The following is a 15,840-nucleotide window of genomic DNA, read 5'->3' as shown; positions in this document are numbered from 1 at the left end:
CGTACTGCCACCTCCGTATCTAAAGTCGCTTCATGCGACTGAAAACCTACCTGCAGCAGATCAACCCACTGTTCTCCAACCCGGAAGCCGCTCGCCACCTGCTTCGCTTGTTGGCGCTTGTACTGTCGGCGGGCATTCTCGGTGGTGCCTATAGCTTTCTGCTGCTCAGCTTCAATACCGAAATATCCCAGCGCCGCGGCTACATGAGCAGTGCGATTGCCGAGGCGCACACCTTCTTCACCAACCGTGAAGCGCTGCTAGAAAGCCTGAGCCTCTCGGCGATTACCCGAACGGCACCAGGCGTAACGCACATGACGCAGACACCCAGCGAGGAGGTGCACCTGCTACTGGGCAACAAGCCGGGCCAACAATGGAGCCTGTGGCTGAGTCAACGTATGTGCGACTACCTTCGCGCCAAGCAGGTCAACCTGCTGTACGTCGGCGCTGGCCCTCAGGCCCAGGCGCGCTGGCTGTACAGCACCATTGCGCACGCGCATACCCCGTCCACGGCGCTGCTGGAGCGCTTGCAAACCGAGCAAAGGCGTCTGCCAGCCACGGTCAATGAGCTATGGCTGGCCGACAAAGATGAGCAGCATACGCACCTCTACATTTTCCAGCGCCTGGACCAGCGCGACCCAGAATCCGGTTGGCTGGGCCTGGAGATTGATAGCCGTGAAGTATCCCCGACCCTGGATGACGCGAGTTCGGGCAAGTTCATGATGTACAACGCCGATGGCATGCTGGTCTTCAGCAACAGCTCCGACCAGGCGCTGAGCCAGATGTTGAGAGCCCACCAGGGCAGTGACTTTTTCGGTTTCATCGGCCAGGGGTTGTTACCGGAGTACCTGGTCATCAACAAACCGTTGATGTCGTCAGATTGGCAGCTGGTATATGGGATCGACCTGCTTTCCATTCTCTCGGAGCTCTGGGTACAGCTGCTGGGCGCCCTGCTATTCTGCCTGCTCAGCATCAGCCTGATGCTGTTGCTGATCCGCCGCTTCGAACAACGGTTCATCACCCCGACGGTGCAACGCATACGGGCATTGGTTGAGAGCGAACTGTTCAACCGTGACGTCATTGAGACCGCGCCGGTCGCCCTGTGCGTGCTGCGTCGCAGCGACGGCCAGGTGGTGCTGGAAAATCACTTGGCCCAGCAGTGGCTAGGCGAAGCCCGCGAATCACGCAGCGCAGCGTGGATTGATCAGGCGTTCGCCGTGCCAAATGTTGCGGGTAGCGATTACTTCGAAACCAGTGATGGCCGGCATCTCTACCTCAGCTGTGCGCCAACCCGCTACAAAGGCGAGGACGTCGTTCTCTGCGTCTTCAGCGATATCAGTGCACGCAAGCGGATCGAAGCCGCTCTGGAAGATGCCCGACGCTCGGCCGACAGTGCCAATGAAGCCAAGACCCAATTCCTTGCCACCATGAGTCACGAGATCCGCACGCCCCTGTACGGTGTGCTCGGCACTTTGGAACTGCTGTCACGCACCGCGCTCGATGGGCAACAGCGCGACTACCTACAAGCAATCGAAGGCTCGTCGGCGACACTGCTGCAACTGATCTGCGATGTACTCGACGTATCGAAGATCGAGGCCGGCCAATTGGCTCTGGAGCACAGCGAGTTCTGCGTGCCGGAGCTGGCCATGGAAGTGATCCAGAGTTACAGCGCGGCGGCAAGGAACAAAGGCTTACAGTTGTATGGCTGCCTGGATCCGCACCTACCCGAACGTTTGCTAGGCGACGTCAACCGGATCCGCCAGATACTGAACAATCTTCTAAGCAATGCTGTGAAATTTACCGATTGTGGACGGGTGGTGCTGCGGGCGAGGCTGCTTCATCGCGAGGGCGAGCGTTCGTCCATACTGTGGCAGGTCGCAGACACTGGCAAAGGTATTGCCGAGCAGGATCACGCATCAATTTTCGACCCCTTCTACCAAAGTGGCGGTCACACACAGCTAGTTCCCGGTACAGGTCTGGGACTCGCCATCTGCCAGCGCCTGACGCAATTGATGAATGGCCAGTTGCGCCTTGTCAGCGAATTGGGCCTGGGCAGTAGTTTCAGCCTGACCTTGCCGCTGGAGGTGGTATCCGCGGGTGCCGCCTCGACCCTTGCCCCCTTCAACCTGCTGGCGGAACGCATACAGGTGGTCTCGCCAATCCATGAATTAGCCGAAACCTTCGCAGGTTGGTTGTGCCGCTGGGGCGCACGCGCCCAAATCGGCGTGGCGTCTACCGGCAGCCATGCCCCTGCCGGACTGCTGCTGGAGCTGCATCCCGGCAGTTTCGAGCAGTGGCTGGTGGCAGACTGGGACGGTCCGCGTATCGTGGCAAGTGCATTTGGCGGCTGGGAGGCCCGTAATGATGCCGGCCAATGGCAGGTGAACATAAACGATCTGGGCGCGCTTCATCACGCTATCAGTCAGGCCCAGGGCCTGCATCGCCCCCGCAGCGCCCTCTCGACGAGCACGGACGCGCCGGAACCACTCGGGCTACATGTGCTGGTTGCCGAAGATAATGTCATCAACCAATTGATCTTACGCGATCAGCTCCAAGAGCTGGGCTGCAGTGTGACCTTGACCTGCAATGGCGATGAGGCACTGCAGAGCTGGCAGCGCGAGCCATTCGACTTGGTTCTGACCGACGTCAACATGCCGATCATGAACGGCTATGACCTTGCCCGATCCCTGCGCAAGCAAGGTTGCAGTCTGCCCATCATCGGTGCCACCGCCAACGCACTGCGCGGTGAGGAAGAGCTGTGTCTGGCTGCCGGCATGGACCACTGCTTGATCAAACCTTTCAACCTACAAGCTCTGTTTAACTGCCTGGCCGCGTATAGAGGTAGCCGTTTTGAAGCCCTTTAACATCCTGATCGTCGAAGACCACCCGTTCCAGCATATGTACCTGCAGCACCTGTTCAACGAACTGGGCGCTTTCAAGCTGGAGGCGGCACGTGATGGCCAGGAAGCGCTGGAGCGCCTGCGCCAACAGAATTTCGACTTGGTGTTGACCGACCTATTGATGCCGGGCATGGATGGCGTGCAGTTCATCCAGCACCTAACCGGCCTGCCGCACAAACCAGGCCTAGCGATCATGAGTGCTGCTTCGCGGCGCATGCTCATGGCCGCGAGCCTCGTGGCCAAAAACCTCGGAGTAGACGTTCTCGGGTTGATCTCCAAACCAGTCGAGCCCGCTGCTTTGCGCAGCCTCATCGATCAACTACTGCTGCGACAGCAAGCTACCGTGCAAGCTAAGCCCGCCACCCTTGAGTTCAACCGGCAGACATTAGTTGATGCCCTGAACAAGCACTCGTTTCAGGCGTGGTTCCAGCCCAAGAAATCCTTACACAATGGCCGTATTGTGGCGGCCGAGGCGCTGGTACGCTGGATGCACCCGGAGCAAGGTGTGCTTTTGCCCAGCGCCTTTCTCCCCACCCTCAACGCCTTCGGCCTGGAGGAGCGCCTGTTGTGGGTAATGCTCAAACAGGCCATGGATGCGCAGACGCGTTGGCGCGAGCAAGGTTACGATATCCCAGTTTCAATCAATCTACCGACCCATCTACTGAACAGCCACGACCTCGCCGACCGACTTCTGGAATTCGTCCTGCATCACCAGGGGATGCCCGGTAAGCTGTGCTTCGAACTGATGGAGTGTTCAGTTCCAGAGGACCTTAGCAACTTCTACGCAGGCGCATGCCGCCTGCGAATGAAAGGATTCGGTCTCTCTCAGGATGACTTTGGCAAGGGCTATAGCTCATACATGAGTCTCGTGTCGACACCTTTCACTGAACTCAAGATTGACCGGGCGCTGGTGCAACGCTGCGATGAAAGCGAAAGTTTGTCCTCGGCGCTAGCCAGCATTGTCGCCCTCGGCCGCAAGCTCGGCCTCACGGTGGTCGCCGAAGGCGTCGAGACCCCCCAAGAGCTTGAGTTGCTGCGCAAGGTCGACTGCAATCAGGTACAAGGCTTCCTAATCTCCCATGCCGTATCGGCGGAACAGTTCCAGCGCCTCCTGCGCAGCGACGGCCCTCCCTTGACTTTTTAACCTATAGCGACCCGCTGTGGAGGCCGAGCATCGGAGGTAGTATCCATTTGATATCGACGCCCTCCAGGTCTTGTGGATCCCGTTCTCCATGAAAAAGTACAACGCGTTGTTGGACAACCTAGCCCGCAGCTCATTACGCCTGAACAAAGGCATGACCGCGCTGCTGGGGCTGGCTTTACTATTGATTGCTTTCGGCATCTGGTCACTCCAGCGCCTGGTCGACGAACACAACGACACGGTGAACATTCACTTCGCAAGGTTGATGGAGAACCTCCGCGAGCAGGAGTACTTCCTGAGGACCCTGGTACGGCAAAGCGTCGAAGGTCAGTTGCTTGAACGCCACCGCCCATTGGATGCAACGTTGACGCCGTTGCCCGAAGAAGGACAGGGGATTTTCCAGGGGCAGGCGTTCCCGTTTACCCTGCCGTTCAGCGTCAAGCTCGACTCAGAGCGGGTCAATAGCAGCGAAATGCCGCGCATCTTTAGCCAGGGCGCAAACCTAGCGGCCTTCTACAGTAGCTTCTGGTCTGCTGCCCATTACCGCTCACCCCAGGTGTTCCTGTTTTCGCCGAGCATGCACTACGATATTGCAGTGCCTGCAGCCGGCCGTGGTCGGGGTCAAACAATAAGTGGCAACGAGCCATTCTTGGAGGTGGTCGAGCAAGTGGCCATGCGAATGCCCGAAGAGAGCGCGTGGTCGCAGAATGACGCAGTAATCTGGCGCAGCTACGTCCCCCATCCCGACCATGCGTCCCCAGCGCGGTTACTGGCGTATACAAGTGTTCCCTTGAGCCCGACGCGCGCAGGCGCTGGCAGGTTCCTAATCGCATCGCTGGTCGACCTAGCCCAGATCAACGACTTCGAACGCATCATGGCCTGGACCGTGTATGACCGTTTTACCTTGATCACTCCGTCCGGCAGGACGCTCATTGGCGACGCCTTGTCACTAGCTGACCTACACGAAGGCTTGAATTTCAAGGCCAATGGCCTGGTGTTCCGCCTGTATGAACACGCAGGCGGCGGGTGGAGCGCGGTTTACACCGTGACCTACCAGCATTTCTTCCGCTATGCCTTCTGGTCGCTAGTCAGCCTGGCCGTAATCTTCCTCGTCATATTCGGACTGGGCCGGCTGGCCATCCGCTGGTACCAGTGGCGGGTCATCATTCCTGCGCGCGCCGCACACGCAACCATTACTGAGAGCGAAGCCTTCAGCCGCGTGGTCATAGACACTGCCCCGACTGGACTTTGCGTAGTGCGTAACGCCGACCATACCTTGCTGCTGGAAAACCAGCGCGCCCAAAAATGGAACAGCACCAGTGATCTGATCAAAACGCTTGCACCTCAGCTGGGCACCATATCCAGCGGAGAAGATCACGTGCAAATCGAAGGTCGCCATTTCAAAGTCGGCTTTGTCTCTACTCGTTATCATGGTGAGGACGTCAAGCTGCTGGCCTTCAACGATGTCACACACCACATCGAAGACGCCCAGGCGCTAGAAGATGCCCGCCGCGCCGCCGACGCTGCTAACCAGGCTAAGACTTTGTTCCTGGCGACCATGAGCCATGAAATCCGCACCCCACTATACGGCGTACTGGGTACACTCGAACTGCTCGGACTGACACAACTGGATAGTCGTCAGCAAGGTTACCTGCATACCATTCAGCGCTCCTCGGCAACCTTGTTTCAGTTGATCAGCGACGTGCTTGATGTGTCCAAAATCGAGTCTGGCCAGATGGCCTTGGAGCCCGTGGCATTCTGCCCATTGGACATGCTTGAGGACACCCTGCGCACCTATTGCGCTTTTGCCGAGCGTAAAGGCCTGCTGCTTTATGCATGCACCGATGCCCGTCTGCCTGCCCAAGTAGTGGGCGATCCGATACGCATCCGGCAGATTCTCAACAACCTGCTGAGCAACGCTATCAAGTTCACTGATACTGGTCGGGTAGTGCTACGTACTCGCGTACTGGCGATCGATGCCGCCCAGGTCAGCCTAGAATGGCAGGTGACAGACAGCGGTATCGGTATCTCCGAAGCCCAACAAGCCCGCCTCTTTGAGTTGTTCTACCAAGTCATGGATGCAACCAGCGAAGGTGGAGCTGGCCTAGGCCTGCCTATCTGTGGCTGGCTGGCGGACATGATGGGTGGACAAATCAAGGTGGTGAGCGAACCGGGCCTGGGCAGTAGCTTTTCACTGAAGGTGAGCTTGCCATTGGCACAGGGTGTACTGGGCGACTGCCCGTCGCTGGTGTCCGAGCCGACCCCAGTGTATGTCCGTGCGCCAATACCCGAGTTGGCACAGCATTGCGTCGACTGGCTCCAGCGGCTGGGCATCGCCGCGACCCTGACGATCCCCTCACAGGAGCAGGACAACGTCCAGGCCTTGGTGGTAGACATGCTCGACTGCACGAACAGTGAACCTTGGCAAGGCCAGCGGATCTGCGCCAGTAGCGACGGCCCCGTGCCCGCCGAATTCAAGAACGGCCGCTGGCATGTGAACATGCACGACGTTCGCGCAATCGCCCGAGTCATAGACCAGGTTCGCCGCGGCGATACGGCAGAAAACCATGTGATAGTGCAGCCACAACGTAACGCCCTAAACTTGCATGTGCTCGTGGCAGAGGACAACCCGATCAACCAAGCGATCCTGAAAGAACAGCTTGAAGCACTGGGCTGCAGCGCGGTCGTTGCTGCCAACGGCGAGCAAGCCATGCAGCAGTGGCAACCTGGCCTGTTTGATGTGGTGTTGACCGACGTGAACATGCCCTTGATGAACGGCTACGAACTAGCCAGGACATTGCGTCAACTCGACACACATATATCGATCATCGGTGTTACCGCCAATGCGCTACGCGAAGAAGGCCAACGCTGTCTCGAAATGGGCATGAATGCTTGGATGGTCAAGCCGTTGAGCCTGCATGCACTGCGCACCCACCTAGCACAAGTGTGCCGACCGAACTCGTTGAACGTCAGTGTCAACGTCAGTGACGAGCACAACCCCCTTGGCGCCCCCGCGCCTGCCGACACCGTGCAACTATCTCCGGCAATGCGCACGCTATTCATCAGCACCATGCAGGAGGACATGAATCTCCTGCTCCAAGCCCTGGAGCAGCGCAACAGCCAGCGCCTCATCGAACGCTTGCACAGCATTTCAGGCGCACTGGGCGCAGTTCAAGCCCGAGCCCTTGCCGAACAGTGCTGTGCCTTGGAGAACGCACTGCTCAGCGCCCCGATAGATGCCTCTCTGGTCGAGCGCGTGGACGAGGTCTTGACCAGGTTGACAGCAATCCTCGCCTCACTCGAATAGAATCCACCTTGGCACCGAACACAAATGGAATACCCCTCCCATTCGCACCGGCTAACGGGTCGTTTTTAATGGAAAAACTCAAGGTCATCATCGCTGACGATCATCCCATCGTGCTGCTCGGCGTGCGCGAACTGGTCGAGCGTGACCCGCGTTTCTGCGTGGTCGGTGAAGCGGTTGGCTCGCAAGGGCTTATCGAACTGCTCGAACGCCAGGCGGTGGACGTAGTCATTTCCGACTACAACATGCCGGCCGACTCGCCATACGGTGACGGCCTGAAACTGATCGACTACCTCAAGCGCCACTACCCAGCGTTACGCATCCTGGTACTGACCATGATTTCCAACCCGCTGATTCTGACACGACTGCATGAACTCGGGGTCGAGGGTGTCATCCAAAAGAGCCAGTTGCACACTGAAATAGAAAAAGCTCTTAACGCAATCGCGCGTAATAATACGTATCGCTCACAGGAGCCCACGAGAAACTCGGTCATAGCCTGTACTACCGCGATCGATCAACGGGTGGGGAGCCTGTCCCCGAAAGAATTCGAAATATTGCGTCTGTTCGTCGCCGGGCAAAGTGTGAGTGAAATTGCCCGTAGTCAAAACCGCAGCACCAAGACCATCAGCGCGCAAAAAGTCTCCGCCATGCGTAAACTGGACGTTACCAGCGATCAGGAACTATTAGCCTATTGCCTAGCCAGTAATATTTTTAATTGAACAAGTGGCATCAGGCTATCATTAAGATTCGTCTGATGTCCCCGTAACGCCATGCGACCTATCGTAAGCGTGCATTTTACATGCAGCACTTACTCATAATCGCATGGACATCAACATGAAAAAGTTTTCCTTGGCCGCATTGACCCTGTCGCTGATCACCGCCTCCGCCGGCGCCTTTGCCGCAGAACCTGCAGGCCCGGTCAAAGGTGGTAGCGGCAAGATCTCCTTCACCGGCGTAATCAACAATGACGCTTGTTCGGTCGATGGCGCCAATGCTGACCGCGTAATCGCGGTGGATATGGGCACCGTCTCGATCAAGGACATGGGCACCGCCGAAAACCCGGCATCGGGCCGCGTCACTGGCAAGGACTTCAACCTCAACGTCAACTGCAACGTGGGCACCAAGGTATCCATGGTCTTCGACGCCAACAGCGGCGGTTCGGGCCTGGTAACCGGTAAAAAGGTCCTGGCTCTGACCAAGGGTACCGGTACGGCCGCCAACGTCGGCATCGCCCTGCTCGACCCCGCCGGCAACCTGATCGACCTGAGCTCGGCCGCCACCGCGAAAATCCAGAGCGACGTGCACGGTACCGGCGCACAGGGTGGTGACGCAACTCTGAGCTTCTCCGCAGCCTACGTGACCACCGGCGCCGCCGGCACTGCCACCGCCGGTCGTGGTGATGCCACCCTGCCCTTCATCCTGCAATACGAGTAATCACCTAGCAGGTGTTCCATGCGCGAGGCCGAACAGGCCTCGCCATTTCTTCATACCGCAAGGTGCCCCACCATGTTGCCTCGTTCTATGTATTCCGTCCTCGGATTGCTGGGCATGCTCATCGCCGCCCAGGCAACTGCAAGCATTTCCCTGAGCGCCACTCGCGTCGTGTTCGACGGTGCGCATAAAGAAGCAAACGTCACCGTGCGCAATGGCAACCAGGAAGTCCTGGTCCAATCCTGGGTGGATAGCGGCGAAAGCGAGCTGGCACAAGTGCCGTTCGCCATTACCCCGCCGCTGGCCAGGGTGTTGCCTAAGCAAGAGCAACTCCTTCGCATTCTTTATGAAGGCCAAGGCCTGCCTACCGACCGCGAATCGGTGGTCTGGCTGAACGTCCAGGAAATTCCACAAGCCAGTGGCCAGGCCAACACCCTGCAACTAGCCGTGCGCCAGCGGATCAAGATTTTTTTCCGTCCCGCCAACTTGCCCGGCAATGCCCTCTTGGCGCCGGAACAATTGGTCTGGCAGATAACCCCGAACGGGGATAAAGCACAACTGACAGTTAAAAACCCCAGCCTCTACCATGTATCCATGGCAGATATCGAGGTTAAGTCAGGTAAAAAAATTCTCTTCTCCGCTGACTCGACAATGATTGCGCCCGGCGTTCAGAAAACTTTCACATCCGCACTTACGCCCGCGCAGACTACGATGACACTCACATTCAAGAACATTAACGACTATGGCGCCCAACATAAATATTCGGTGCAACTGAACACTACCCAACCCGCTAACGCCAAACCCGCAGAAACCACTATCGCCTTCTGAAAATCATCGCGCCCTACCTCGTACCGCCGGTTTGCGTGCGGCCTCCCTGTGCCCACTCCGTGCCGGGACATGAAATAGGTTCCTCGTATGTCTCTGTCCATCGCAGCTCGCCCCGTACGCGGCGCCGACGCAGGCGCGCGCGCGTTCAATCGCAGCACACCTCGCCCGACCTGGCAGCGCAACGCCCTGTCACTGGTCATATGCACCGCCCTGCCTGGACTGGCTGCCGCCGACACGCAAATTCAGGGTTTCAACACCACCTTCCTGCAGGGCGCACAATCCGCTGTCGATCTGCAACTACTGTTGTCGGCCAACAGCGTACTGCCGGGCAGCTATCGGGTGGACTTGTACAGCAACGAGGTGCTGGTGGGCCGACGTGACATCGAGTTCAAACGCAATGAGCAGACGGGGCGCGTTGAGCCTTGCCTGACCCTTGAGCTGCTTGAACAACTGGGTATCGACATGGACAAGCTTAAGGCACAAGGGCGCCTGGACACCGAGCAAGGCTGCCATGACCTGCCGACACTCATCGACCAAGCCAGCCTGAGCTACGACTCAAACCGCCTGCGCCTGGCCGCGAGCATCCCGCAAGTTGCGATGAAGCGCGGTCTGCGCGGCTACGTCGACCCGCAACTGTGGGATGCCGGAGTGTCCGCAGCGTTCGTAAACTACCAATTCAACACCAGCCGCAGCGCCAGCGACGACAAGACCCGCACCGCCAACAACCTGAGCCTGCGCAATGGCCTCAACCTGGGCGGATGGCGGCTGCGAAACGAGTCGAACTTCAGCAGCGGCACCGGCCGTCCGGATACGTTCAAAAGCAACCGCAGTTACCTGCAACACGACGTGACCGCACTGAAGGGCCAGTTCAGCGCCGGCGAAATATTCACCGACTCCGACCTGTTCGACAGTGTGCGTTACCGAGGCCTGAAACTGGCCTCGGACGAAGGCATGCGTGCCGATAGTGAACGCGGTTATGCACCAGTGGTACGCGGCGTGGCACAGACCAGCGCCACGGTCGAGATCCGCCAGAACAACTACGTGCTGTATACCACCAGCGTGCCACCCGGGCCGTTCGAAATCAGCGACATCTACCCCAGCGGCTCCAACGGTGACCTCGAAATCACCATCATCGAGGCCGATGGCCGTCGGCGGACCAGCGTGCAGGCGTTCTCCAGCCTGCCTCTGATGGTGCGCAGCGGCCAGGTCAAGTACAGCCTGTCCGCAGGGCGCTACAACAGCAACAGCGAAGGCTTGGCCACACCGCAGATGCTCAGCACTACGCTGGCCTACGGTCTGTCCAACACCTTAACCGGCGTCATCGGCCTGCAAGCCACCGATGACTATAAGGCACTGGCCGTAGGCAGCGGCCTGAACACCCTGCTGGGCGCGTTTTCCCTAGACATCACCCATTCCTCGAGCAAAGCCCAGGGTGAGACCACCCAAGGTAACAGCCTGCGGGCGCTCTACGCCAAGACCTTCACTGGTACCGACACCAACTTCACCCTGGCCGCCTATCGCTACTCCACCGAAGGTTTTCGCAGCATTACCAATCACATCGAGGACATCAGCACAGATGTGCGCAAGCGCAGCGGCAACTCCAAAACCCGCACCGACCTGACCGTCAACCAGAGCCTGGGGCGCAATCGCGAGTTCGGCAGCCTATACCTGACCGCTATCGATCAGCGCTACTGGAACCGAGGCGGCTCGCAAAGCCTTTCGGCCGGCTACAGCAACAACTGGGGAGATGTGACATACAACATCGACGTCAGCCGGACCAAGGACCTGGGCCCCTCCGGTCCATCAAGCGACGACACCCAGTTCAACCTTTCGGTGTCGTTCCCGTTGGGCAATCGAGTGCGAGCACCGCGTGCGTTCGTCACCACAAGCACTCAGAAGGCTAACTCCACCACCCAGGCGGGCATCAATGGCTATCTATCTGAAAACAGCGACACTTTCTACTCGATCCAGGGAGGCCACAGCCGCACCAGCGGTAGCTCCGCCTCGGCCAACCTGAATACTCGCACCTCGGTGGCCGATATCAGCCTGGGCTACAGCCAAGGACGCGGTTACGATTCGCAGAACCTGAACCTCGCCGGTGCGGTGGTGGCCCACCGAGGCGGCATAAACCTCGGCCAGACCGTAAGCGAGACATTCGCCTTGGTAGAAGTCCCCGGGGTGACGGGCGCAAAAGTCAGCAGCTACAGCGGTGTTGAAACCGGGCGCAACGGCTATGCGGTGCTCCCCAATGCACAGCCGTACCGGGTCAACTGGATAAGCCTAGACACCCGCGATCTTGGCGGCGACATCGAGATCGACAACGCGACCCAGCAGCTAGTACCGCGCCGCGGCGCCGTGGTGATTGCCCGCTATACCGGTAAAAGCGGGCGCCGCGTTCAGTTCGAGTTATTCGACAGTGGCGGCCAACGAATGCCGTTTGGTGCTTCGGTGGAGGATGCCGAGGGCAAACAACTGGCAATTGCCGACCCGAGCGGCAAAGCGTTGGTGCTGGTGGAGCAGGATCAGGGCAATCTGATCATAAAGTGGGGCGAGAACCAGTGCACGGCGCCCTACCAGTTGCCGGCGCGCGACAAGGCGGTGAACTATGAACGCCAGCGCCTGGTATGCCAGCCATGATCGCCAAGTCCCTGGCCACCGCGCCGGTCAGCAGTGGAGCGCAACTCTACCCTGACTCACAAAATGCGATTTTTTTTAATTTCGCGGGTGTGTAAAAACGGCTGGGCGATCGGTGGAGGAAGGCAAAAGCTGTAGAGATTTACCCTACCCCCCCTTCTCGCCGTTTTTTGGCCGATTTTCCGCGCTTGATCGCGACAAACTTTGATCGAGGATGGTCGGGCCTCTCGCTCGATTTGCGGGAGAAAGTTGTCAGTATTTACGTGCTGACGAGGCTAGAAATCGCCCGTTTCGCCCTAAATTTCCGGTGATATATGGTCGATTTCTGCCGGGGGTAAGCCGTTTTCCTTCGCCTCTTGGTGCTTGCTCCGCCGAACGATAGCTAGAAGATCACCTGCGGAATGTGCGGCACGGTCGAGACCTATGGGAAGCTCATGAAAGCTGTTGGGGGCCAGGCCTCGAAAGAGCTACAGCGTAAGTTCGGAAAGTTGTTCCAGTGACCTGATTTTCGAATTTGCATCCTCCCTTGGGATGGATCCTGGAAACCGCCACAGCCCGCGTCGGCACTGGCCTCGGCGGGCGATGGCGGGGTTTCCTGTCTCGGCTATGTCTCGGCGTGCAGCGCGGCAAAGCACCCTAAGCCAAAGTCGGGGCGAAAGCGGAAAGAGCCGCCAACCCTGATGAGCGCGGCATGAATGAGGAATGGAGTCCCCGCAGGAAGCCCTATACCAGGGGATCGTCTCATTGAGCGGGGCCGGGCATAGCCATTATTGCCTGATGGCACTCCGCACCCACTCCTTGGCCTAGCGAGAAGTCAAGTCAATTCGAAAGCAGCCGGCCCCGAATTACCAATATCGAACCATAGCGGTCTTTGAAAGGTGCGGCTGCAAGGACGCCGAACAGACGCCCCTTTGGATCACATCGCATTTGAGGACGTGATGTATGTCCTTTGGCTCGTCATTCAGTGAACCCTGCCACCATCACAGGCGCAAGGCTTTGCAGCAGTAGCGGGTCGCCTCGCAGATCTTGTTGGAAACCGGGAGGCTCACTCGCGGCACTCAAAGTGCGACGGGGCAGCTGGAGACTGCACCGTAATGCGATCCGCCAGGTCGCTCACTACCAAAGGCGCCCAGCTCCCACGTCCTTACCTGGCACCAGTGAACGCACTGACGAGTTGCATCAAGGCGATCGTCCGGAGGAATCCCCCTCCTCCTTCTCGAAGCGGAAATCCAGCGCGACGCAGCCTACGCCTACGGTAATGGGCCCGATTTAGCTGGTCATCCCCTCCTAGCTTCACTGAGTGAATCGTTGGAAGGATGTGGATGTAGTAACCGCCATCCCCATTAAACGGGCCTTGTAGGCCTAAATGTCAGTGGAGACGAAACAGTGACCATTTAGGCCACCAAAAGGCCATCTGTGTAAAGGTTATGGAGATGGCTATCTGCCACTGGTATACTGTTAAGTATATACGTCTAAATTTTTTCCGGGTTGCGTAGTAATGGAAGTGAAAGATCCAAGTGAATGGATGTACGACCGAGCAGATCACCGTCGGAAGCACTGCTGGAATCAGCCGTATGCAGACTTCGCGCCACGGCATTGGGGGCAGGTAGGGAAATGCTCCAATCAAATCACGGATGCTATTGCTACGGAGTTGCTTCAAGGTGCAATGCGAGACCAGCTCTACGTTGAGGACTCGCTCACTGAAGGGGATGACGAGACCTTTTATCCAGAAGAGGTTTATGCCGTCTATGATGGAGCTATATATGTAGCTGTGCCCACCCGAGCAGGCATCAGCTACCACGGATACCCTTACAAGGGGACGCTAAATAAGCGCCTTGTAAAGAAGCTGCAGGCGAAGGCTGAAGAAGCTGACTGCGCTGCGAAATTTAAAAAATGGGTGAAGGAGTACATTAAGTGATGGACATCTCTACCAATTTTTCCTTTGAGCTGAGCTTTGATAAAGTTCGCAATCAAGCGGAAAACCTTGCACGGGGTGACCTTCTTCTTCATATCAATGGTGATCTGATCTGGTGTCAGCAAGAAGAAGAAGCCGATCCAGCTCGTGGCAATGAAATTAAAAGCGTCGTGAATTGGACCTGGGTAGATCTTCTCGCATACCTGGCCAAGAACTGGTCTTACTTATTGTTTGAAGAACTTTACCCATTAGACCTACATCCTGAGACACCGCTTGAGCTGCGGCGTATTGCTGAGGCGCGCTGGCGCGATGCCTCTCTTGATGAAGACCAAATATTTGACGAAGACGATGAAGTTTGTGCTTTCGAGAAGCGGCATAACCTTTCTTCTGGACTGAAAGGTCTTTACCTTCCATCTGTATATATTGTGAGAGAAGGTCATCTGGCATGGGTTTGCGTGAAGGACGACCATGGCAATGAGACACCATGTAAGCATCGCTTCAAATTTGAGGTGATTAAGGAGGAGCTTCTTCGAGTCGGGAACCAAATCGCTTATCATCTTGCAAACTCCACGCACCCAAGCGCTATCAAAGCAGTGAATTCTTGGCAACAAGCATTGGAGAGCACTTCTAGAAAGCTAATCTCCATTCGTAGCGGGCTTAGTAATGCCGAACTCAAAGCGATTGAACAGTTCGCTGCAAATGACAACGACTTCTGGGAAGTGGCAGGTCATGACGATAGTGAGATTCTCGCCGCGGCTCGCCTAAGCCCTGGCAGCATGGGTGTTTCTGATAAAAAATATATTCTCCAGCGCGTCAAGGCTGTTCCATTTAGGTCTACACCTATTCTCGATAAGCTTTCTGATGAATGCTTGGCGACTATTCCTGCTTATCATGGTGAGCGTCCGTTTATTGGTGGATACGCTGCTGCGCTATGGCTCAGGGAAAAATTGGGTATCAAACAAAATGAAACTTTTGATCCCAAATACTGGCTTGAGACTTGGGGTGTAAGCCTTGACTATATCGAGACCGATGAAGAGTTGGAGGCTTTGGCATTCTGGGGGCGCAAGCATGGACCAGCAATTCTGATCAACAAGAATGGCGTCATCAACTCGAAGACCTCGGGCAATCGTACTACACTTGCTCACGAAATCTGCCATTTGCTATTGGATCGAAAAGGCTCGCTTCCTTTTGCCGATGCCATAGGCGGTAATACGCCTGAGTGGGTGGAAAAAAGAGCCAGGGCGTTTGCCGCTGAATTGCTATTGCCGCGCGACCTAATAAATGCCTACTTGTTGACACACTTAATGCTTACTGATATTTCTTCTCAACTGGATGCAGTTGATACTGCCATTGAAAATGCTTCATCTCACTTTGATGTTAGTACGAGCTTGATTATCCATCAGCTGTATAACTATAGAAGCGCGGAATTCAGCACAGAAGTTCGTAAAAAAATTAAAGGCCTACATGTTCACTATGCGCGTGAGACGCGCTTGGCTTGATTTACTAATTTCTGATTCGTAGTGTCACAGAGAAGGCCTAAAGCTCTATGAGCTTGGGGCCTTTTTTGTTGTCATTCACGAGCATCAAATGACACAGCACCATATTCCATGGTACCGGCCAAAGGGCCGGCGTTTACAGCACGCTCATCAGGCTGACGCGGTGCCACGGCAGGCCCAGTATCAACGCCTGG

At 57.0% G+C, this 15,840-nt stretch carries 9 protein-coding genes; all 9 read left to right on the top strand.

What is annotated here, in order from left to right; genetic code table 11:
• Positions 1-32: 32 nt before the first annotated feature.
• A complete protein-coding gene (locus LU688_RS07610; protein ID WP_094010066.1) occupies positions 33-2,861 on the top strand; it encodes an ATP-binding protein in 2,829 nt (942 codons plus the stop codon).
• Positions 2,848-4,041, top strand: coding sequence for a response regulator cyclic di-GMP phosphodiesterase PvrR (gene pvrR, locus LU688_RS07605; protein ID WP_232888273.1), 1,194 nt, complete (start codon positions 2,848-2,850; stop codon positions 4,039-4,041). The genes LU688_RS07610 and pvrR overlap by 14 nt, the downstream gene beginning before the upstream one ends.
• Positions 4,042-4,129: 88 nt before the next feature.
• On the top strand, positions 4,130-7,345 hold the full coding sequence (locus tag LU688_RS07600; RefSeq protein WP_094010068.1) for a hybrid sensor histidine kinase/response regulator: 3,216 nt from the start codon (positions 4,130-4,132) through the stop codon (positions 7,343-7,345).
• A 68-nt stretch (positions 7,346-7,413) separates the two neighbouring features.
• Positions 7,414-8,061 carry a response regulator gene (locus LU688_RS07595; protein ID WP_094010069.1) on the top strand — a complete coding sequence of 216 codons (648 nt, stop codon included), beginning with the start codon at positions 7,414-7,416 and terminating at the stop codon, positions 8,059-8,061.
• Between the two features lie 115 nt (positions 8,062-8,176).
• Entirely contained in the window at positions 8,177-8,776 is a 600-nt protein-coding gene (locus LU688_RS07590) for a fimbrial protein (RefSeq protein WP_094010070.1), read from the top strand.
• A 72-nt stretch (positions 8,777-8,848) separates the two neighbouring features.
• Entirely contained in the window at positions 8,849-9,601 is a 753-nt protein-coding gene (locus LU688_RS07585; protein ID WP_094010071.1) for a fimbrial biogenesis chaperone, read from the top strand.
• 87 nt (positions 9,602-9,688) lie between these two features.
• The gene (locus LU688_RS07580; protein ID WP_094010072.1) at positions 9,689-12,238 is read left to right on the top strand and encodes a fimbria/pilus outer membrane usher protein; all 2,550 of its coding nucleotides are present in this window, start codon (positions 9,689-9,691) and stop codon (positions 12,236-12,238) included.
• A 1,495-nt stretch (positions 12,239-13,733) separates the two neighbouring features.
• The gene (locus LU688_RS07575) at positions 13,734-14,153 is read left to right on the top strand and encodes a hypothetical protein (RefSeq protein WP_143067510.1); all 420 of its coding nucleotides are present in this window, start codon (positions 13,734-13,736) and stop codon (positions 14,151-14,153) included.
• Positions 14,153-15,649 (top strand): ImmA/IrrE family metallo-endopeptidase, encoded by a 1,497-nt coding sequence (locus tag LU688_RS07570; protein ID WP_160291288.1) that lies wholly within the window; start codon positions 14,153-14,155, stop codon positions 15,647-15,649. Before LU688_RS07575 ends, LU688_RS07570 begins: the two co-directional genes overlap by 1 nt.
• Positions 15,650-15,840: the final 191 nt, after the last annotated feature.

Source organism: Pseudomonas soli, assembly GCF_021283165.2.
Lineage (GTDB): Bacteria > Pseudomonadota > Gammaproteobacteria > Pseudomonadales > Pseudomonadaceae > Aquipseudomonas > Aquipseudomonas soli.
This window is presented reverse-complemented; position numbering and strand designations above follow the sequence as displayed.